Below are 733 nucleotides of genomic sequence, written 5' to 3'. Positions count from 1 at the left end.
AACATGGCCATATATGGACGCTCCCGGTGAGTCAAGACAATACTCTGCTCACCGAAGGCTTTTTGGCCTTAGTTTTCTGTACAACATTCTCACTCTTATCGTTGCTTTCGATGCGCTCATTTACCGCTAGAAGCGGTTGTACTGCCATATATACGGGCTTAACAGCCAAGCTGCGCCCCTAATGAAATCCGTACCACTGCGCCGGTCAATTGAAACACCCATGCGGATTAGGTTTTTCCTATCCTTGGCCTATTCGGGCTAGCACTGGTTGGACTGAGCCATTTCTTCATCAATAACAACAACCCTGGTGAGTATTTAATGCGCTATCTCGCGGCTCTTATCACCCACTCGGGTTAACTACCCTTGGCCAGACCGAGCTCTGCAAGATAGCGACAACGGGGTTAACAAGTACCATGGTTTACACCTTGATTTGCTGCATATTGCGGAGCATAAGGCACTTGCTTTTGTAATAAAATCCATATCAGTCTGGCGAGTCTATGAGCCGTGGCAACCACTGTACTGCAGATGCTTTTTCGGCTTCTTAACTGTGTTATCCAGAGGTTTAAATCATCTTGTTTTTTACTTGCATGGCTGACGACGGTTCTAGCACCATGAATAAGCTGTTTGCGTAAATATCCGTTGCCTCGCTTGGTGATATTGCCATTGACACTTCGATGGCCAGAGGCAAATTGCTTTGGGGTTAACCCCAGCCACACACCCAGTTCTTTAGCAG

The 733-nt window shown here is 47.1% G+C and carries 2 protein-coding genes; one reads left to right on the top strand and one right to left on the bottom strand.

From position 1 onward, the window contains the following. A partial coding sequence (locus tag IEY48_RS20525) for a hypothetical protein (protein ID WP_229786615.1) occupies positions 1–182 on the top strand: 182 nt, incomplete at its 5' end. Positions 183–401: 219 nt separating this feature from the next. Here the strand turns inward: IEY48_RS20525 and IEY48_RS20310 are convergent. Next, positions 402–733: transposase (locus IEY48_RS20310; protein WP_188923346.1), on the bottom strand; the 332-nt coding region annotated here is incomplete at its 5' end.

The sequence above is a fragment of the Shewanella saliphila genome, assembly GCF_014648295.1.
Taxonomy (GTDB): domain Bacteria; phylum Pseudomonadota; class Gammaproteobacteria; order Enterobacterales; family Shewanellaceae; genus Shewanella; species Shewanella saliphila.
Note: the sequence above shows the minus strand (reverse complement) of the source record. Positions and strands in the feature narration are given on the sequence as shown.